The organism is Cardinium endosymbiont of Philonthus spinipes (assembly GCF_964030745.1).
Taxonomy (GTDB): domain Bacteria; phylum Bacteroidota; class Bacteroidia; order Cytophagales; family Amoebophilaceae; genus Cardinium.
The window spans coordinates 940182-960030 of record NZ_OZ034918.1 but is presented as its reverse complement, the minus strand read 5'-3'; the positions used below and the strand labels follow the sequence as shown (position 1 = coordinate 960030).

Here is a 19849-nt window from a genome sequence, read left to right as displayed (position 1 = left end):
GGGCACAGCTACAGGCGTGTAATGAAGTTCCTTAAAAAACTAGAAAAAATGCGTTTTCAACCACAGTGCTGAGTAAAAAATAAGGCAAATTCCTTAAGTTGACGCCATTATCTGTCCTTGTACGTTCACGTCGCTGGTCAATAATGGATTATTTTATTCCACTTTTTTATCAAGAAAAAAGTAAGACTAAAAATTCCCATTAAATTTTATATCATTGTAACAATCTAACCAAACCCTACACCTATGTTGAAAACACAAAGCAATTTTGTACAACGTTTTTGTTCGATTGTCTTCTTTACGCCACTTATTATTTTTGCCATATTTTGGTCTGCATGGACCTATTTTTTTCTTTTCTTTTATGTAGTGATGCTCACCATGTTGGAGTTTTATAAATTGCTCAAACAAGCAAATGTAGCCCCAATGCGTGGCTATGGGGTTTGGCTAGGGTTGCTTGTATATACCATAGCCTTTTCCTATTACCTGCAAGGTAACTGCTCGCCAATACTTGGCTATGGTTGCATTCCATTCACTATTCTAATATATATAGCTGCACTTTATAGCCGAAAAGCCTCAAACCCCTTTTTAGATATCGCAGCTACTTTTTTAGGCATCTTGTATATTGCCATTCCCTGTAGTATGCTCCATTACCTAGCCTTTTTTAAAGGTAGCTATTCCAACCAGTTGATATTAGGCTTACTAGCCATTGTGTGGAGCCAAGACACAGGAGCCTATCTGGTAGGTTCGACCATAGGACGATTGAAACTTTTTAAACGAATTTCTCCTCAAAAAACATGGGAGGGATTTTGGGGAGGCGCTTTATTTGCAGTTATGGCTGGCTATGCGATCGCCTATTTTTTTAATATTTTACCCCTATGGCAATGGCTTTCGATCTCAGTAATTACCATTTTTACAGGAACCTATGGAGACTTAGTCGCCTCATTGCTTAAAAGAAGTGTAGATGTAAAAAATGCTAGCGAAATGATTCCAGGCCATGGAGGACTCTTGGATAGAGTCGATAGCCTATTATTAACCATTCCTTCAGTAGTTGCGTTTTTAAAAATAACGGTACCATGTGGGGCATAAAACAGCCAAATCATGCCACGATAACGCTAGGTTTTAATTTTTTTAGTAATGAGAATTCATAAAGAAGGAAAAGAAATTTTATTATGGACACCTGTTCTACTGCTGCTTATCTATTATGGTATGCATAAAAAAGTGGTGCTTAGTTACCATCAATCCATAGGGTTTGCAGTAGTAAGTGGCGCTTTATATTTTTGGTTGATCTACTTTTTTAGAGATCCATACCGTATCATCCATACGCAAGATCAGTACATATTGGGGCCAGCAGATGGTAAAATCATTAGCATTCAAAAGGTATATGAAGAAGAATATTTAAAGGAGGAACGCATCAAAATCAGCATCTTTATGTCTCCTTTTAATGTGCACGTCAATCGGTTTCCCATGTCTGGAACAATTGTCTTTTTTAAATACCACCCAGGAAAGTACTTAGTGGCCTTTCATCCCAAAGCCAGTACGCATAATGAAAGAACTTCTATTGTTATTGAAAATGAGAATGGACAGCAAATTCTTTTTAGGCAAATAGCAGGTTTTATGGCACGCCGCATCAAGTTTTATTTTAAAGAGGGTGAAGAAGTACAACAGGGTGAGAAATGTGGTTTTATCAAGTTTGGTTCAAGAGCAGAGGTTTATTTACCGATAGATGCTGATATTCAAGTAGCGGTAGGTGATAAAATAAAAGGGGGTATTACGGTTTTGGCAAAAATATAATGCCTTATTTGTTACATTTTTTTAAATTATATGGCGGTACATGTGCGCTTTGCCCCTAGTCCAACCGGGGCTTTACATATTGGTAGTGTAAGAACCATTCTCTATAATTACCTTTTGGCCAAAAAAGAGGGGGGGCGGTTTATATTGCGCATTGAAGACACCGATCAAAAACGTTTGGTGGCTAGTGCAGAAGCCTACATTCTAGAAAGCTTACATTGGTTAGGCATGGTGCCAGATGAAGGGCCTGAACAAGGAGGGCCATTTGCCCCTTACAGGCAATCGGAACGCACTGCGATCTACCAGCAATATATAAAAAGCCTATTGCATAGTGGCCATGCCTATTATGCATTTGACACACCAGAAGAGATCGAAGCCATGCGGGAACGGCTTAAAGCAGCCAAAGTGGCCCACCCACAATACAATGCCATAAGCCGTGAATGGATGCGCAATGGGCTGACCATGCCTGCAGAACAAGTGCAAGCATGGATTACATCGGGGAAGCCCTATGTCATTCGACTGAAAATACCCCATAAAGAGCTTATACGCTTTCAAGATGGCGTCCGTGGATGGGTCAAAGTAGATACCTCTGTGTTGGACGATAAGGTATTGATGAAATCAGATGGCTTACCTACCTACCACTTTGCCAGTGTAGTAGATGACCACCTCATGCAAATTACCCATGTCATCCGTGGTGAGGAGTGGCTACCCTCCACCCCCATCCATATATTGTTATACCGTTACCTAGGTTGGGCAGATCAAACACCCCAGTTTATACATTTGCCGCTGTTGCTAGCACCCAATGGTAGTGGCAAATTAAGCAAACGCCATGCCGACCAATATGGCTTTCCTGCATTTCCAATCACCTGGAACAGCCCCGACCTTACCGTTGAAAAGGGATTTAGAGAAGCTGGCTATTTGCCAGAAGCATTGTTAAACTTCTTAGCTTTACTGGGGTGGAACCCAGGTACCCACCAAGAGCTATTTACGCTAAAAGCTTTAATAGAAGCTTTTTCTCTCGAGCGCCTGGGCAAATCAGGGGTTAAGTTTGATATTGCTAAGGCAAAATGGTTTAACCAACAGCATATTAAACAACAAGGGCTGGCTGCGTGGGCTGACTACTTTAGCAAAGAAGCGGCTAAAGAGGGTGTAAGCTGTAGCCAGGAAGAGGCGATAGCAATTTGTAACCTGGTCAAGGATAGAATTACCTTTCCAAAGGATTTTTGGCAAGAAGGCCGGTTTTTCTTCTTTGAGCCTCTCGATTATGAGGCTGAGCTGATCGAGAAAAGGTGGAATCAGCAAACCAAAGAGGGAATGGTGGCTTTTACGGAAAGTCTTACAGCCCTAGCAGCATGGAATGGAGATCAGATTAAACCATTGTTACAAAAAACGCCTGGTATCATGCCCCTCGTACGTATGGCCCTTACAGGAAATATGGCTGGTCCAGACCTTACAGAAATTATTATTTTACTAGGTAAAGATAAGGCCTATAAAAGGCTCATAGCTTTTTTGCAACATTCTAACTGTTCAGCCAATCGCTCCCCTGTTTGTACCTAGCATGTAACCCTTGCTCCTTACTTGAAGACATCGTTGTTTTGTGCTCCTATTTCTTGAAAATAGCCAACAGCATTAACGGCGAATTTTTTACGTGGCATCACCTGAAAAGTATGCTGCGCATCACGTTGATGTACTTCAACAACTGCCTCCGTAATATTAAGCTTTACAGCATCACATTTTAAGCCTATGAGTACCTTCTTATGGCATAAATCATATTGAATACTATAATCTTTATTACCTATTTGCTCGAGCGCTTCTAAGGCTGATTTACCTACTTTTAACTCAAAAATATAGATGGTTCTGCTGTCATTATATTGGTCCTCCATAATGATATCTGTACGGCCTATGCCACTATCTCTTTCAGCACTGGCCCACGTATCATAGGTAGCATGAAAAGCACCATTGAGCAAGGAATATAAAGCACCCTGAAAGCTCCTTTCAGATTTATCTAGAAAGCGATAACCTGCTTTGGCCAAACAACTACTTCTAATGCGGTTAAAGAAAGCAGACCAGTTATCCGTTCTTACATCATCTAGCATAGACGCGCTATATGCTCTTCCTGCTTCTTGTTGTTTTTGAGCTATAAAATCAGATAATATAAGTTTTAAAGCAGATTTTACTTCCTGGTTGGGAAACTTTAAATAATAGGTGAGATTATTTTTATCTTGCACATGAGATGGGGAGAGATCCATCGTGAGGTATCCCGTTTGGTACATCAAGGGAAGTAAAGGCATTTCATGGAGCGAAGGATGTACCAACTTAAACCGTATCTTATCTATTGGGAAACTACATTTATCCCAATCCATATTAAACCGATCTATGTTTTGCTTCATTTGTTGCAATAAGATGGTAGGACTTCCCGAGTTAAACCAGAAATTCTCAAAATCTTTTGCATAAAAGAATCGTAATATGGAATCTGGGTTGTACACACCATGCTTAGCACTTCGACTAAAATAATAGCCATTATAATAATCCTTCAGCTCTTGCTTTAATTGCGCAGATGTATACCCCTCACCTTTTCCGCACTCTACTTGTAGATTTTGTATAACGGACCAAATGTTATCTTGCTTATCATTAAAAAATAGTTTATCTATATCCTCCTCTGTATAGCCCAACATTCCAGCATAATCTTCATGCAAAGATATGTCATTAGCCGAATTGGCCCCTGAGGTAAGACCAGACAAGTGAAATTTAGTGACACCCGTTACAAAAATAAATTTACAGTCCTTCTGACGGGCTTTTAAAACTTTAAAAAAGGAACTCAGGACAGAAAGCACCTTTTCATATTGTTCTTTTTCAGCGGAAATTAATGGACTGTCGTATTCGTCTATTAACACAATGGGCTGTGGTGCATAGCCATTGCCTAATTTTTTTAATGCATCAATCAACTTACCTAGTGTTCCCTCTACCGTCGGCTCACCTATAATAGGATCTATTGCACTGCTATCTATAGTATAGTTTTTAGCAATGGTATATAATACATCTATTAAGTTGTTTTGTAGTTTTTCTGTACTATTATCTCTAGCTAATTCCGACAAATTCAACCAAATAACAGGATATTTTTGCCACGTATAGGTTGAGTCTTTATAAATAGCACATGTTTTAAACAATGCTTTATTACCTTTTGCTATTTGATCTATAGTATCTAGGAGCAGAGATTTACCAAATCTACGTGGTCTTGCAAAAAAGTAATAGATGCCATTCGTTTTAAAGAGCTTAGTGATATAGGCTGTTTTATCTGCATACAACTTTTGGGCGATCATCTCTTTGACATCAGCACTGCCAATGGGGATTTGCACAGTTTCTATACTATCTCCTGGTCGTTTCGTTCTTTTTAGTGCTTGATCTGCTTTTTTGTAATCCATATCCTGTTTCTGTATTTTTACTGGATGCCAAATTTTTTATCGGCGGACATCAGTAAAGCGCATAGCCTTTGCAGCAGCCAGCTTTGCAATAGCTACTCTATAAGGAGAACAGGATATATAATCTATCCCTATCGACTCAAAAAATTCAATAGAGCGCGGATCGCCTCCATGTTCGCCACAAATGCCTATTTTTAAATTTGGATTAGCCGACCTACCCTCTACTACCGCCATGTGAATCAATGCGCCAACCCCTTCCCGATCCAACGTAACAAATGGGTCATCCTGAAGCAACCCTTTTTGTTGGTAACTGTCTAGAAATTTGGCCCCATCATCACGTGAAATACCAAGGGTGGTTTGGGTTAAATCATTGGTTCCTATACTGAAAAAATCGACCAATGGTGCAATGGTTGCCGCCTGCAAGGCTGCTCTTGGCAGCTCTATCATTACCCCAACCTTATAGGGGATGTGAGGGGCTGTTTTTTGATGCACTGTTTCTATGATATTTTTAATAAAAATTACCTCTTTGGCATCAAAAACAAGGGGCAACATAATTTCTAATGCTACCTGCTCTACCTCCAATGCCGCCTCAAATAGCGCTTGAACTTGCATGGCATACATCTCTGGAAAAGTAATGGCCAACCTAGCGCCACGATGGCCTAACATTGGATTTACTTCATCCAGCTCCTCTATACGCCCTGCTACTTCATCAAGTGGACAACCTAGTTGCAACGCAAGTTCAGCTATCTCTTTTGGATGGTGGGGTAAAAATTCATGTAAAGGGGGGTCTAGTAATCTGACCGTAATGGGTAGACCATGTAAGGTTTGAAAAAGCGCTTTAAAATCTCTTTTTTGTACCACCAGCAATTCCCTTAGGCTATTCAGTCGTGCTGTTGCATCGCTCATTAAGATCATTTTTCTAAACAGACGCATGTCATCAACATTAAAAAACATATGCTCTGTTCTACAAAGACCTATACCTGCAATGCCAAAGGATAACGCTACTGTTGCATCCTGTACGGTTTCTGCATTGGCCCTTACCTCCATCCTTTTGAGCTGATCTACCAGCCCCATAAAGGTTACAAATTCAGGAAAAGGCTTTTGCTGAACAGTGGCCACTTTGCCCTTTATAACTGCTCCCGTGGTACCATCAATAGTTACATAACTACCCATTGGAAGCTTTGTCTGACCAATAAGCAGCAGCCTATTTTCCATATCTATCGTAATACCACGTGCACCACATATACAAGGCTTGCCCATACCCCGTGCCACTACGGCAGCATGTGCTGTCATGCCCCCCTTGGTGGTTAAAATACCTGCTGCCTTAGCCATACTACCTATATCATCTGGACTGGTTTCTCCTCTAACCAATATGACATTTTCAGTTTTTGAAAGAGCGGCTACTTCTTCTGGTGCACAAACAATTACCCCAGAGGCCACACCTGGTGCAGCGGGCAGCCCATGGGTTAATATTTCTATAGATTGGTGCGCATCTAATGTAGCATGCAATAGCTGTTCTATCTGATTATAATCTATTCTTTGTACCGCTTCCTCTGCATCTATCTTACCCTCGCACACCATATCAACAGCTATTTTAACAGCTGCCTTAGCACTTCGCTTGCCATTTCTGGTCTGCAACAGCCATAATTTACCCTGTTCAACAGTATACTCAATATCTTGCATCTCCTTAAAATGGCTTTCTAACTCCATAGCCAAGTGACGCAGCTCGTTAAAAACAACAGGGTATGCCTCCTCCAAGGAGGCCTGCTTATCTTGAATGGCTTGTCGCCCTTGTCTGGTAATTTGCCGAGGTGTGACTAGACCCGAAACCAATTCTTCGCCTTGTGCATTGATTAGATATTCACCAAATAAAGTAGGTTCACCAGTGGATGGATTTCTGGTAAATAGCACGCCTGTTAGGCTATCTGTACCCCTATTGCCAAAAACCATAGATTGAATGGTAACCGCTGTGCCTGCTTGATCATTTATATGGTTTAGTGTTCGATAGGTAACAGCTCTTGGACCATTCCAAGATGCAAAAATGGCCACTATGGCCTTGCGCAACTGTTCAAAGACATCCTGGGGATAGGTAGTACCGGTATGTGCCCAGACTATTTTTTTATAGCGATCAATAACTGCATGGAGCGCGCCCAGACCCAGCCCTGCCTCATGGTGGACATTTTCTGCTGCTTTCATCTCCTCCACTACCTCTACAAATAGATGATGGTCGATGCCCATAATGATGCTGCTATACATTTCTATAAAGCGACGATAGCTATCATAGGCAAATCTAGCATCTTGGGTGGCATGGCCCAATAGTTCTGTGGTTTCATCGTTTAGACCGAGATTCAACAGGGTATCCATCATACCTGGCATAGAAGTTTTAGCACCAGAACGGACTGATAAAAGGAGGGGGAAAGGAGCAGATCCAAACTGCTTGCCTGTAGCCTTTTCAAGCAGTTTAATCTCTGCAACCACCTGATCCCAAATGGTTTCAGCAAGCGTTTGACCCTGATCATAATAGTTTCTACAACCATCGGTTGTAATGGTAAATCCCGGAGGAATCGGAAAGCCTAAATAGGACATTTGTGCCAACCCATATCCTTTATTGCCCAATAGAGAGCGATCGGCATGAGCCCTCTTTCGAAACTCGATTTCTAATGGCAATTTTGGTGTCGAAGCTTGTCTATGCTCCTCAAATACAGCTGAGTATTCTGCGGTGCGCGACTTCGCTTCTCCTAAAAATTGCTCATCACAAATCGCTTTCGAAAGAGGGCTGTTAGCATAATCTGTATCATAACCAAAACGATAGAGCCAATTTTTGATTTGCTTTTTATTCAACATGTTTCATTATGATCTAATTTTTTTCTTTGTGCTTCGATGGCATCATCTTCAATTTTTTCAAACAATACAGTGGGAGACGCCAAAGCATCACCTGGTTGTACCAGTTTACTGACATCCACACCATGCCAACCGCTTTCTTGTAACCCGAGCATATGGGCTATTTTATCACTGGTGGTAGGCAGAAAAGGTTTGATCAACAAGCTTACAGTAGCAATCAATTGCAAGGTAACATGCAATACCGTTCCAGCTTCTTCTGGATTGCTTTTTACCAAATGCCAGGGTCTTCTATCGGTTAGATATTTATTCCCCAACGTAGCATAACCCATACATAATTGAAGCGCTTCTTTAAATTTAAACTGTTCTATGGCATTCCCTACTGCTGTAAAAGAAGTCATTAAGGCAGTCAGTACAGCCTGATCGGCTTCATTAGGGGCCATACTAGGTGGCACTAATCCACCAAAGTATTGATGGACCAAACTTAAAGTTCTATGGACCAAATTGCCAAGATTGGCTACCAGTTCACGATTGTTTTTATCCTGAAAATCTTGCCAGGTAAAGTCACTGTCTTTGTTTTCTGGTGCAATGGTACAGAGTACATAGCGCAACACATCTGCTTTACCAGGGAAATCTGCTAAATAATCATGGAGCCAAACCGCATGGTTACGCGATGTGGAAATTTTTTGCCCTTCTAGATTTAAAAATTCATTGGCTGGCACCTGCTGCGGCAAAATAAACTGGCCATGGGCTTTGAGCATCACAGGAAATATAATACAATGAAATACAATATTGTCCTTTCCAAGAAAATGGACCAGTTTGGTACTCGGATCTTTCCAAAAAGGTTCCCAATCTGTCTGTTGTTTTTGAGCCCATTCTTTGGTTGCACTGATATAGCCAATGGGTGCATCGAACCAGACATACAGTACTTTTCCGCTTCCTTCGGGCAGCGGAACAGGAATGCCCCAAGATAAATCTCGGGTAACGGCACGGGGTTGTAACCCTTGGTCTAACCACCCCTTGCATTGACCATATACATTGGTTTTAAAGTCTTTATGCTCTTCTAAAATCCATTTTTTAAGCCAATTTTCATACTTATTCAGAGGAAGATACCAGTGTTTAGTGGACCGTAAAATAGGTTTTGCGCCACTAATAGCAGAAATGGGATCAATCAACTCTTCTGGACTTAGTGTGCTGCCGCAAGCTTCACACTGATCACCATAAGCAGCTGGATGGTTACAGCTAGGACAACTGCCTTTTATGTAACGATCAGATAGAAATTGGTTACAAACAGGATCGTAGTATTGTTCTGTTTCATATACCTCAAATATGCCTTTTTGATGCAATTCCTTAAAAAAGTCAGCGGCTGTCTCATAATGGGTAGGTGAGGAAGTTCTTGCAAAGATATCAAAGCTGATGTCCAGCCCTTCTAGTGATTCTTTAATGAGTGTGTGGTATTTATCCACTACTTTTTGAGGCGTAGACCCCTCTTGTTGGGCACGAATCACCACAGGTACACCATGTTCATCAGAGCCACTGATAAAAACTACAGTAGCCTTTTTTTGTCTTAGATAGCGAACATAAATATCAGCAGGAAGGTAGGCTCCTGCCACATGACCTAAGTGAACCGGCCCATTTGCATAGGGAAGCGCAGCGGTAACTGTATATCTTTGAACCATTTGTGTAATAAAATTCAGTAAGCATGATCAATCCATTATCCACCCTTCCCATCCAACCAACTGGCTTTACTGGCCATCTTTAAAAGATGGCTTAATGGTGCCAATTTAGGGAATTATATTTTATTAAACTTCTTGCGCAACCAGCTTATGATGAAGAATTTACAGGAACTTTATAGTCCATTACATTTCTCTGTTTACTATTTCATATGCCCAACTATCTATCATTAAAAACTGACGTTTCCAATTTTGAAGAATTTTGCTAGTGACACCATATTTGGACGCTAGCTCAACTAGCGTTAAATCTTCTTTTAAGTAAAGCTAATACTATTTTAGTCTTTTCTTCCGAACTAAATTGCTTAATCTTTTTCCTGCCCATCTGATTAATGTATTGTATGACTTTAAAACTAAACCATACGGAAAATAAAGTAAAATATTTTTGCAGTCCAGTATAAAATTTGTATAATACAATTATTTTTATAAAAATGCAACTAGCACCTAGCTTTTCGCAGAGGGGCTGCTAATTTTTATTATGAAATTGATCCATAAATTTCATGTATTATTAAGATACAATGTTGATATTTCTTTTATTATTTATTGCTTGTAAGCACATTTCTAGATATGGCGCAGAATATGAAAAAGCTATTAATAGTAGCCCTGAGCCGCTAACAATCATACTTTTAAAGCAAAAATATCGTTATGGGTACCTTCTTCATCAGTTTGTGATGGACTCTGCTAACTGGCCGGAGAACAACACTCTAGAGAGTATAGAATTTACATTGCCTCATTTTGGCAATGATCCTCTGGTAATCAATAAACTGAATGATGAAGGATATGCTGCGTTGCATTTGGCAGCGTTGAATAATGATCATCATATGGTACAAGCATTGCTGTCTTCTTTTAGAAATAGTATTGATGTGAATGCTAAGGATAACAATTATATGACCCCGCTTCATTTAGCAGCGAAATATGACCATGTAAATGTTTGTGCCAGGTTACTGGAAAATCAGGGGATTTTAGTCAATGCGCAAGATAAGGAGGGTTATACCCCGCTTCATGTGGCAGCGCAATATGGCCATGTAAATGTTTGTCCCAGGTTACTGAAAGAGAAGGAGATTTTAGTCAATGCGCAAGATAAGGAGGGTAATACCCCGCTTCATGTGGCAGCGCAATATGGCCATGTAAATGTTTGTCCCAGGTTACTGAAAGAGAAGGAGATTTTAGTCAATGCGCAAGATAAGGAGGGTAATACCCCGCTTCATGTGGCAGCGCAATATGGCCATGTAAATGTTTGTGCCAGGTTACTGAAAGAGAAGGAGATTTTAGTCAATGCGCAAGATAAGGAGGGTTATACCCCGCTTCATGTGGCAGCGCAATATGGCCATGTAAATGTTTGTGCCAGGTTACTGGAAAATCAGGGGATTTTAGTCAATGCGCAAGATGGGTATAGTAAGACCCCGCTTCATTTAGCAGCGAAATATGACCATGTAAATGTTTGTGCCAGGTTACTGGAAAATCAGGGGATTTTAGTCAATGCGCAAGATAAGGAGGGTTATACCCCGCTTCATGTGGCAGCGCAATATGGCCATGTAAATGTTTGTGCCAGGTTACTGAAAGAGAAGAGGACTTTAGTCAATGAGCAAGATGAGGATGGTAATACCCCGCTTCATTGGGCAGCGCAATATAGCCATGGAAAGGTTTGTGCCAGGTTACTGAAAGAGAAGAAGATTTTAGTCAATGCGCAAGATAAGGGTGGTAAGACCCCGCTTCATTGGGCAGCGGCATATGGCTATGGAAAGGTTTGTGCCGGGTTGCTGGAAAAAAAGGGGATTTTAGTGAATGCGCAAGATAAGGATGGTTATACCCCGCTTCATTGGGCAGCGCAATATGGCCATGGAAAGGTTTGTGCCAGGTTACTGAAAGAGAAGGAGATTTTAGTCAATGCGCAAGATAAGGAGGGTTATACCCCGCTTCATGTGGCAGCGCAATATGGCCATGTAAATGTTTGTGCCAGGTTACTGAAAGAGAAGAGGACTTTAGTCAATGAGCAAGATGAGGATGGTTATACCCCGCTTCATGTGGCAGCGCAATATGGCCATGTAAATGTTTGTGCCAGGTTACTGAAAGAGAAGGGGACTTTAGTCAATGTACAAGATAAGTATGGTAATACTCCGCTTCATCTGGCAGCGAGATATGGCCGTGGAAAGGTTTGTGCCAGGTTACTGAAAGAGAAGGGGACTTTAGTCAATGTACAAGATAAGGATGGTAATACTCCGCTTCATTGGGCAGCGGCACATAGCTATAGAAATATTTGTGCCGGGTTGCTGGAAAAAAAGGGGATTTTAGTCAATGCGCAAGATAAGGATGGTAAGACCCCGCTTCATTTAGCAGCGACATATGGCTATGAAAATATTTGTGCCAGGTTGCTGGAAAAAAAGGGGATTTTAGTCAATGCGCAAGATAAGGATGGTAAGACCCCGCTTCATTTAGCAGCGCAACATGGTTTTACAACCATAATAAATATGTTACGAAGCGCTAAAGGAGTTTTAGTCAATTTGAAAAAATAATAATGGTAATACCCCGCTTCATATGACAGCAGCCTTTATCGAAGGAGATAAGGGGCCCAGCTACAGGCGTATTCGGTATAGCTTATTGATAGAGGAACGAGTGCAGGATAGGAAGGTATGGGGCCTAGTTGATGAAGACCTGATGAAAACCCTGCAACCAATCTGAACCTGACAACTACCTCTTTAACAGCTTACTGGCCAACTGCATAGCACGTTTGGCTGGCCAAAGGGAAGCTAAAAAACTAAATAGGATGGTTGCCATAGCAGTATATAAGCCATCAACTCCATGCATGGCTATAGGATAAGGGCTCCTACGACCCGACCTAATAAAAGTAACAAGGCCAAACTTTTGTTGCAAAAAGCCCAGCACACACCCAATGATAAGACCATATACCATCCCTTTTAAGGATACCAAAAGTCCATTATAGAAAAAAATCTTACCTATTTGACCCGGTGTAGCCCCGAGTGAAGCAAGTATGGCAATATCTTTTTGCTTGTGTACAATCAACATACATAACATAAAGAAAATATGGAGCGAGGCCAACAGCAATACCAAAGCAAAAATAAAAGAGACAGAAAGCCGTTCAATGAAAATAGCCCTGAGACGTGGCTGATTTTGTTCATCTCGATTGGTTGCCTCATAGCCGTCTGGTAGTAATTTTTGTATGGTTGTTTGTATGGTTGCCAGATCGGCTCTATCGTTGATGACAACCTCCCAATAGCTCCGTTTATGCCATCCATCTGTCAAACTTTCTACAAAGTGTATAGGGGCAATCATATAGCTGCGATCTATTTGTTTTGCTATAGCAAAAAGCCCATTTACGTCTAAGGTCATGCGCTTGTAGGGGCTCTGTAGATGGTAACTACCCTGCTTTGGATAAAATACCTCTACCCTATTGCTATGAGGCGCCCATTGTAGCCATTGGGCAACCTGTATACCTGCAATAGCACGAGGCCTATCCTCCTCCCAAAAAGCAACCGCATCCATACGGGTACAATTTTTATAAAAGTCACTTGCCGTGAAATTAGACGAAACACCTTTAATGGTCACAATGGCTTGCTGGCCATGCAACCGTACCAGAGCGGTTGCTTCTAATACCTCCACGATAGCTGCTACACCCACCACACCCATTATATTGCTTTTTAATTTGGGATCATAGACAAACGTTTTACCTGTCTGAGATGCTATTTTTAAGGTAGGGGTATAGGCATAAAATAAAGTAGATAAGAGCTTTTCCATACCATTCATGGTAGATAGTATCAGCAGCAAAATAGCTGTACTCACTGCCATACTGTAGCAAGCAAGTTTAGACAACCTATGGATCAATGTTGTACTACCATGTTTTTTAAGGTAACGTTTGGCAAGAAAAAAAGAAATTTTCATATAACTTATAATAAGTATAGAATATCAGTGAATGATAACCTTAAGATGGTTATAAAAAACATTACATAGCAGTAACAAAAAGTACTAAGCAAACTGCTTGTATAAATTTAAAAATTACTCTATTTTTGGCTGCTAAAAGCAGGTCCTAAAGCCTATCAAATGCAGTTTTAAATTTAATTTATTTTTCACTTTTGTATTATGTATTGGACACTTGAATTAGTATCGCATCTAGAAGATGCCCCTTGGCCAGCTACCAAGGATGAGTTAATAGACTATGCCAAACGGTCAGGCGCACCTTTTGAGGTGATTAGAAATCTAGAGGAATTGGATGATGATGATTATCCATATACATCTATTGAAGAAATATGGCCTGATTACCCAACAGGTGATGATTTTATCTTCAACGAAGATGAATATTAATCACTAAAATCAGATCTAGGTAATAAGGCGTTATGGGTTGAATTATAACGCCTTATCCTAGCAACGCTTTAAATGGGTTACATTCATGCACAAAAAAGACAAACGCATTGCACCATCTATAGGCTTAACAATTGGATTGTTGCTTTCTTATTGTATGCCATGTATGGTAAAAGCAAATCCTACGTATAGCGTTAGAAGCATAACCATAACCGCTACAGCTGCTATAGCACCAATAACAGTAAAACGCTATCCCTGCTTACGTTTGGTACAATGGCTGGCCCCTACAACAGATGCCACATTGATCCGCAGATACATCGGCTTGGAAGCTGGTGCAGATTTTGATGGACCAACCCTCTTGGCTATCAAGCGCAGGTTAATGGCACTCCCCTACTTTTCAATGGTATCCATTACACGCAAAAGGGTTGAGGAGGATAGCACAGCTATGCTAGCTGATCTGATGATAGAAACCAAAGATCGATTTCCTATAAGCGTAGGCTTCAACCTAGATGAAGGACCATTGTTTACCCTAACCCATCATAATGCATGGGGCTATGGACACCGTTTGAGCCAGCATTTTTTTCTAAAAAAAAGATGGGGGTACGGAGTGACTTACGAGCTGCCTAAACTGCATAGCAACTATTTTTTTGGCGGACAACATTACAACCAAAGAGGCAATGGCTGTGGCAACGAGACTAAAAGTAGCTATAGATTCAACTACCAAAACCTATGGATGGGCCAATTATTGGCTATAGAAACAAAGGAACCCTACGCTCCTTACTACTGGATCACTGGGCTAAGTGGCGCCAGGAAACGGTTTATGCCAGCTGTTTGGGAAACTGAACATAAAGCCAATTATACCTTTATCTTGGGTAAGGTAGGATGGGTAGCAGATGACTACACAACGATACGAAGCGTCTACAGCCTGCATACCTTGGAAAGGTTACCAAAGGGTGGATCTATAGAAATCCTATATGGTTACCAAAAGGGTGCCTTGAACAATAGACACTATATGGGTATCAGTTGTATTAAAAACATAGCAAGCCCCACGCTTCGATATTTGCATTTAAGCTGTGAATCGGGAACTTTTATGCATAAAAAAAGACTCGAAGAAGTGATACTGAAGCTAGCATTGGCCTATGCTGGTCCGCCTATAGAGACATGTAATGGGGCACGGCTGTTTATGGCCATAGATTATATAATGGGTTGCCGCATGCCTAAGGAACGCATGTTAGGTATCAGGCGCCGTGATCCTGAAGCCTTAGAGCCCCCTGACAGCAAGAATAGCATGCAAGCGCCCATCCATGCACGCCTCAATGTTCACCTAAGCAGCTCCTTGCACATGCCGATTATGGTAGCTTCTATTCGTTTTGTTTGCCTGGGCTTTACTGATTTTATAGCGCTTTATAATCAATACAATGCACTATTGAATCAAACATTTATAGACAGCTTTGGGGTAGGCTTACAGCTAGAGCATGCTACCATGCCATGGCTGGCAGCAATTTTTAAATTGGGGTATAATCCTTTATTAGGCAAAGCGGTACCATCGGTACAGTTTGCTATGGGCCACTTTAAAAATAAAACAGATCCTAAACCTACACAGGTTGCCTACAGCTAATCATCTTGTTCTATTTACTTGCCTATGGTGGCCATAGAAGCACTTTACCAAAAGTATTTAACGACGCAATCTGTAACCACAGATACACGCCATTTGGCTCCAGGTGCACTTTTTTTTGCCATTCGAGGTCCTCACTTTAATGGCAATGCCTTTGCAGCAGAGGCCTTAGCAAAGGGCGCCCGTTATGTAGTGATAGATGACCCTACCTATCGCATCTCTTCACCTGCTTATATCCTAGTAAAGGATAGCCTAGCCACACTGCTACAATTAGCGCGTTACCATCGGTCGCAATATTGGGCTGATTTTCCAGTTGTAGCCATAACTGGTTCTTATGGTAAAACCACCACGAAAGAGCTTATCTATACCACTTTGCGGACTACTTATAGAGCAGTAGCTACCAAGGGAAATTTAAATACACCTATTGGCGTTGCATTAACCCTTTTGTCGATGCAGCCAGACACCCAAATAGCGGTTGTAGAAATGGGGGCTACGCAATTAGGTGATATTGCATTGTGCTGTAAAATAGCCAGCCCCACACATGGCCTCATTACTGCTATTGGAGCAGCGCATCTTGAAGGATTTGGGAATATAACAGGTGTGATGCAAGGGAAAGGCGAGCTATATGATTACCTTTATCTTACTGACGGAACCATTTTTTTGAATACTGCAGACCCTTTGTTGTCTACCATGAGTAAGCGATTTACAAAACCTATTACCTACCCACAACCTAATGACTTTGCACCGCTAGCATTGGCCGGACAGGAGCCTTATTTGCGCTATAAATCAGCAGAAGGAGGGGTATTTACCACCCATTTATTAGGGAAAGCGCATATCAGCAATATCGCAGCAGCCCTTTGTGTTGCCAAATACTTTAAGGTAGCCAGTGCAGCAGCCCATCAAGCCATTCAAGGTTATATCCCGAACAATCAACGGATGCAATTGGTGATTAAAGGGAGCAATCAATTGATTATAGACAGTTATAATGCGAGTCCTGCTTCGGTTCAGGCAGCACTAGATACGTTGGTACAGTTAAAGGTGGGCTACCGGGTGGTTATCTTAGGGGACATGGCTGACTTAGGGAACGAAACGGCTGTTTGGCACGACCAAATTGTTCAACAGCTTTGTGCGCCCCACTATGACCGTGTACTGCTATGTGGTCCTTTTTTTACCCTTGCTGCGCAAAAGCAACCCAATACCAAAATTGAGTGTTTTCCTGATAAAGCAGCATTGGCAGATTATCTAGGTAGGCATACCTATCAAGGTAGTGGTATTTTATTAAAAGCGGCGCATGGTATGGCCATACATACGCTAGTAGAGCAGTTGAAATGAGGCCTACGATTTGATAATTCAGGCTAATTTTTAGCGATTATATGCGCTTTTTTGTTATAATTTCAGTAAATTTACATACCTTATGTTTGTAAGGCCATATTGGATAGGTGGGTGAGTGGCTTAAACCAGCAGTTTGCTAAACTGCGGTATGGATGATTCTGTACCGGGGGTTCGAATCCCCCCCTATCCGCGTATTATTTTGCTTATCTATTCGGGGCGTAGCGTAGCTCGGTTATCGCGTCTGCTTTGGGAGCAGAAGGTCGCAGGTTCGAATCCTGCCGCCCCGACGAAAGGTAGCCAACCTACTTTCGTTTTAGGTTCCGTAGCTCAATGGATAGAGCAACTGCCTTCTAAGCAGTAGGTTGAAGGTTCGAGTCCTTCCGGGACCACACCATATTGATCAATTCGCCAGCTTTATTTTGTATCTATTCACGCCTCTGGCTTGGCCCCTTATCTCCTTCGATAAAAAGTCTGGCCCGATAGTAAATAGATGAATCGATATGTTTTTTAGCGGGAAAATCGTGCACTCAGCTCGCAAGCGAGCTTCAAACAGACGATTTTCTAATCCGCTAAAAAACATATCGCTCAGCTGTTAGTGTTTTACTAGAGCGCCATTTTTTTATCGAAGGAGACGCGGCGGCTGGTAATGGATTAGCCACTTGCTTTTTCAGAAAAACGTAGCCATAGTGATGTATGGATACAAAGAGGTAGGTGTAGGTCAAAGGTGTAGGTCAAAGGTGTAGCCATAGTGATGCATGGATATGGCAGAAAAGTAAATTTTAGCCGCAGTGGTGAATAGATACTTTATTTTTTTAGATGTGCTTCTTGTATATCATAGGCCCAGTTATCGACCATCCTAGTTGACTCATTGAAGTTAAGGCCTAGTAGTATAATGGCTTTTTGTCTGAGCAAATAAGGCTTGTAGTAGCCATTTTCTTGGATTTGTTGCAAGGCTATTTTGCCACTGGATTTATATTTGTTAGGTAGGAGGAGGGTATTGCTATCCTCCTCCCCCTTAGAAACGCAGCTTGCGAGTTTCCCCGCACTACGCTTGAGCCCCTTATCTAAGTCCTGTTGTTCTAGAACCGGCTTGTCCATCATATGTTTTCAACTTTTGGTTTCTTTTGTGGTGACACTAGTAGTAGTGAACCTTCTTTTGAGCATGGGCTCTGCAACATTTTTGTACGCATCGCTCTTTCTTCAAAATACTTTTTCCATCTTATATCTAGAGGATTTGCATCAGCTCTGATTTTAACATGTCGTCTTATAGGTATATCGCTTAGTTTTAGTAAACGTATTTCCTTTAAATGGTTTCCTGCTATAGATGAAGCAAAGACCCACTGGCGTAGACCCCTTACTTTAAAGTAACGGTGCTTTATCCAACGTAATCCTTTGCATGGATGTCTTCTCTTTGCCCATTTCCATAGTGACTGCATAATTTCATGGTCTATTTTTCTAAAAGCCTGCTTTGCGCATACATGGCGATAATAGTTACCCCAGCCTCTTAATAGAGGATTGAGTAATTTAATCATTATTGCTTGTGTATTTGCTATGTTTGTTTTTATTGATGTACGCGCTTTCTTAAGCATGTTCTTAATACCTTCTTTTGAAGGTTTTATGATCAATTTCTTATTGTATTTACGTACATTACAACCAAGAAAATCGAACCCTGTATTAATATGAGTAATCTTTGTCTTTTCTTCTGATAGAGTAAGACCTCTTTCAGAAAGGAAAGACTCTAGTAGTGGTTTGACTTCATTTTCCAGTACTTCACGTGTGTTTCCTGAAATAATGAAGTCGTCCGCATACCGGATTATGTTTACTCCACTTCTGATCTTTACTCTTTTTGTACTGCCAATTTTTCCAAAGCGTTCTTCTAATAATTTTTCGAGTCCATCTAAAGTCAAATTAGCTAATACTGGAGAGATGATACCGCCTTGAGGGGTACCTGCAGTTGTGTGATACAGCTTTTTCGATTCTATGTAACCTGCTTTTAGCCAACTAGTAAGCATCCGCTTTTCCATAGGAATGTGCTTAATAAGCCATTGATGGTTGATGTTATCAAAACAGCCTTTGATGTCACCCTCTAATATCCATTGCGGATGTTTATCTGCTGCAAGCAATATATGACTCGCTTTGATAGCATCTGCGCAAGATCTTTTCGGTCTAAAGCCATAGGAATGTCGATCACTGGTTGTTTCAGCTATCGGTTCCAGCGCAAACAGATACAGTGCTTGCATGGCCCTGTCTTTCATCGTAGGTATTCCAAGAGGCCTTCTTTTGCCATTGGTTTTACTAATGTAGATCCGTTTGAGCGGAGAAGGCTTGTATCCTCTCTGTTTTAATTGCTTGATGCCTTGAAATTTTGTCTTATCAGTGGACCATAGTTGACGATCTACTCCTGATGTCCTTTTGCCTTGGTTTTCCGTTACTCTTTTTACCGCCAAGGCTTTCCCACTAAAAGACCGTGTTAGAAGATGTTGTAAGACTTTTACCTTACCCCATCTTCCTTTTTGGACCGCCTTAACAATACGTCTTTGTAGCCGCATAACAACTTTCTGACACTTTTTCCAGGGTAGCTGGTTCCATGCCGAGGGGTTATCGGTAGGTGCACTTACTGTGTTTAGACAGGTAATCATCTGCTTTCCTCCCTTAAGTGGTTAACAAAGTTTCTTGTCACGAGGGACCTAGTGGAAGTCTGCCTGCTTTCGCATGGGTTAATATTACAAACCCTATCCATTCCGTTACAGAGTGGCATTCGCTTGCTCCACTTTCCTTTACCTGCATGCTCAACAGTTTTCCTTGCGGTCTACCTG

The 19849-nt window shown here is 41.3% G+C and carries 14 protein-coding genes and 3 tRNA genes; 10 read left to right on the top strand and 7 right to left on the bottom strand.

Annotation, left to right across the window (positions count from 1 at the left end; translation table 11 throughout):
* Positions 1 to 243: 243 nt before the first annotated feature.
* Genes AAHM81_RS04065 through gltX form a run of 3 tightly spaced genes read left to right on the top strand, consistent with a single transcriptional unit; the run spans position 244 to position 3342 of the window.
* Positions 244 to 1083, top strand: coding sequence for a phosphatidate cytidylyltransferase (locus tag AAHM81_RS04065; RefSeq protein ID WP_342265224.1), 840 nt, complete (start codon positions 244 to 246; stop codon positions 1081 to 1083).
* Between the two features lie 48 nt (positions 1084 to 1131).
* Positions 1132 to 1788 carry a phosphatidylserine decarboxylase family protein gene (locus AAHM81_RS04060; RefSeq protein WP_342265223.1) on the top strand — a complete coding sequence of 219 codons (657 nt, stop codon included), beginning with the start codon at positions 1132 to 1134 and terminating at the stop codon, positions 1786 to 1788.
* Positions 1789 to 1818: 30 nt separating this feature from the next.
* Positions 1819 to 3342, top strand: coding sequence for a glutamate--tRNA ligase (gene gltX / locus AAHM81_RS04055; RefSeq protein ID WP_342265222.1), 1524 nt, complete (start codon positions 1819 to 1821; stop codon positions 3340 to 3342).
* 17 nt (positions 3343 to 3359) lie between these two features.
* Here the strand turns inward: gltX and AAHM81_RS04050 are convergent, their stop codons facing one another.
* The 3 genes from AAHM81_RS04050 to metG are packed head-to-tail and all read right to left on the bottom strand — an operon-like array spanning position 3360 to position 9721.
* The gene (locus AAHM81_RS04050; protein WP_342265221.1) at positions 3360 to 5207 is read right to left on the bottom strand and encodes an AAA family ATPase; all 1848 of its coding nucleotides are present in this window, start codon (positions 5205 to 5207) and stop codon (positions 3360 to 3362) included.
* A gap of 36 nt (positions 5208 to 5243) precedes the next feature.
* Complete coding sequence (gene ppdK / locus AAHM81_RS04045) at positions 5244 to 8048, bottom strand: pyruvate, phosphate dikinase (RefSeq protein WP_342265220.1); 2805 nt, start codon at positions 8046 to 8048, stop codon at positions 5244 to 5246.
* Complete coding sequence (gene metG, locus AAHM81_RS04040; protein ID WP_342265219.1) at positions 8042 to 9721, bottom strand: methionine--tRNA ligase; 1680 nt, start codon at positions 9719 to 9721, stop codon at positions 8042 to 8044. Before metG ends, ppdK begins: the two co-directional genes overlap by 7 nt.
* A gap of 569 nt (positions 9722 to 10290) precedes the next feature.
* On the opposite strand from metG, the gene AAHM81_RS04035 reads away from it, so the two are divergent.
* Positions 10291 to 12285: an ankyrin repeat domain-containing protein gene (locus AAHM81_RS04035; protein WP_342265218.1), complete on the top strand. Its 1995-nt coding sequence runs from the start codon at positions 10291 to 10293 to the stop codon at positions 12283 to 12285.
* A gap of 175 nt (positions 12286 to 12460) precedes the next feature.
* Here AAHM81_RS04035 and AAHM81_RS04030 read toward each other — a convergent pair whose 3' ends face one another.
* Entirely contained in the window at positions 12461 to 13669 is a 1209-nt protein-coding gene (locus AAHM81_RS04030; RefSeq protein ID WP_342265217.1) for an FtsX-like permease family protein, read from the bottom strand.
* Positions 13670 to 13867: 198 nt separating this feature from the next.
* On the opposite strand from AAHM81_RS04030, the gene AAHM81_RS04025 reads away from it, so the two are divergent.
* From AAHM81_RS04025 to AAHM81_RS04000, 6 genes are all read left to right on the top strand, one after another.
* Entirely contained in the window at positions 13868 to 14089 is a 222-nt protein-coding gene (locus AAHM81_RS04025) for a DUF2795 domain-containing protein (protein WP_034576849.1), read from the top strand.
* An 85-nt stretch (positions 14090 to 14174) separates the two neighbouring features.
* Positions 14175 to 15704: a hypothetical protein gene (locus AAHM81_RS04020; RefSeq protein WP_342265216.1), complete on the top strand. Its 1530-nt coding sequence runs from the start codon at positions 14175 to 14177 to the stop codon at positions 15702 to 15704.
* A 24-nt stretch (positions 15705 to 15728) separates the two neighbouring features.
* Positions 15729 to 17033, top strand: coding sequence for a UDP-N-acetylmuramoyl-tripeptide--D-alanyl-D-alanine ligase (locus AAHM81_RS04015; protein WP_342265215.1), 1305 nt, complete (start codon positions 15729 to 15731; stop codon positions 17031 to 17033).
* Between the two features lie 101 nt (positions 17034 to 17134).
* Positions 17135 to 17223, top strand: a tRNA-Ser gene (locus tag AAHM81_RS04010).
* 22 nt (positions 17224 to 17245) lie between these two features.
* Positions 17246 to 17320, top strand: a tRNA-Pro gene (locus tag AAHM81_RS04005).
* 29 nt (positions 17321 to 17349) lie between these two features.
* Positions 17350 to 17422: transfer RNA gene (locus AAHM81_RS04000), tRNA-Arg, on the top strand.
* A gap of 180 nt (positions 17423 to 17602) precedes the next feature.
* Here AAHM81_RS04000 and AAHM81_RS03995 read toward each other — a convergent pair.
* From AAHM81_RS03995 to ltrA, 3 genes are all read right to left on the bottom strand, one after another.
* Positions 17603 to 17755 carry a hypothetical protein gene (locus AAHM81_RS03995; protein ID WP_342265214.1) on the bottom strand — a complete coding sequence of 51 codons (153 nt, stop codon included), beginning with the start codon at positions 17753 to 17755 and terminating at the stop codon, positions 17603 to 17605.
* Between the two features lie 82 nt (positions 17756 to 17837).
* Positions 17838 to 18134, bottom strand: a complete 297-nt coding sequence (locus AAHM81_RS03990; RefSeq protein WP_342265213.1) for a hypothetical protein — start codon at positions 18132 to 18134, stop codon at positions 17838 to 17840.
* Positions 18131 to 19672 (bottom strand): group II intron reverse transcriptase/maturase, encoded by a 1542-nt coding sequence (gene ltrA, locus AAHM81_RS03985; RefSeq protein WP_342265212.1) that lies wholly within the window; start codon positions 19670 to 19672, stop codon positions 18131 to 18133. The genes AAHM81_RS03990 and ltrA overlap by 4 nt, the downstream gene beginning before the upstream one ends.
* Between the last annotated feature and the right edge of the window lie 177 nt (positions 19673 to 19849).